This window comes from Poseidonibacter antarcticus (assembly GCF_003667345.1).
In the GTDB taxonomy this organism is placed as follows: Bacteria; Campylobacterota; Campylobacteria; order Campylobacterales; family Arcobacteraceae; genus Poseidonibacter; species Poseidonibacter antarcticus.
The window spans coordinates 1-882 of sequence record NZ_RCWF01000041.1 but is presented as its reverse complement, the minus strand read 5'-3'; the positions used below and the strand labels follow the sequence as shown (position 1 = coordinate 882).

The following is an 882-nucleotide window of genomic DNA, read 5'->3' as shown; positions in this document are numbered from 1 at the left end:
AATGATGGAATACTGAATGGTACAGAATTAGATGGTAATGTAGATGTTCAAATAGATTTACCAGCTGGTGTAGAAGCAGGGGATACAGTAAATGTAACAGATGGAACAACAACTACTCCAATAGTAATTACGCCAACAGATATTACTAATGGAAATGTAACAACTTCATTTACTCCACCTGCTGAGGGTGAGATAATTACTGTTACTGCAACAATTACAGATATTGCAGGAAATATAGGACCAAGTACGACTGATAGCGCATTGATTGATACAACAGCACCAACAACAACAGTAAATATTGATAGTATTTCTGATGATAGTGGTGTAGTAGGTGACTTTATCACAAACGATAATGATGGCTTAACAGTAGGAGCAACACTTTCAGCTGCATTAGTAGCTGGTGAAGCATTAATGTATAGTAATGATAATGGTGCAAACTGGAGTGATATTACAAGTTCAGTGACTGCAACAGCAGTAAGCTATGATGATGCTAACTTAACAAGTACAAACACTGTTCAAATGAAAGTAGTAGATTTAGCAGGAAATGATGGAGCAGTAGATACTCAACTTGTTACTATTGCCTTTACAGGACCAAATAATCTAATTACAATTACAAGTATTACAGATGATACAGGTTCAAGTAGTAGTGACTTTGTAACTAATGACAATAATGGTTTAACAGTAGCCGCAACTCTTACAAATACATTAGATACAGGTGCTGGTGAAAAACTAATGTATAGTAATGATAATGGTGTTACATGGATTGATATTACAAGTTCAGTAACTGCAACAGCAGTAAGCTATGATGATGCTAACTTAACAAGTACAGCAACTGTAAAAATGAAAGTGGTTGATGTAAGTGATAATGATGGTCCAGTAGCT

General features: G+C 35.3%; 1 protein-coding gene. It reads left to right on the top strand.

Annotated elements, in window-relative coordinates; all coding sequences use genetic code 11:
• Positions 1-882 (top strand): hypothetical protein (locus D9T19_RS14390; RefSeq protein ID WP_205588736.1); only part of this gene is annotated, 882 nt, incomplete at both ends.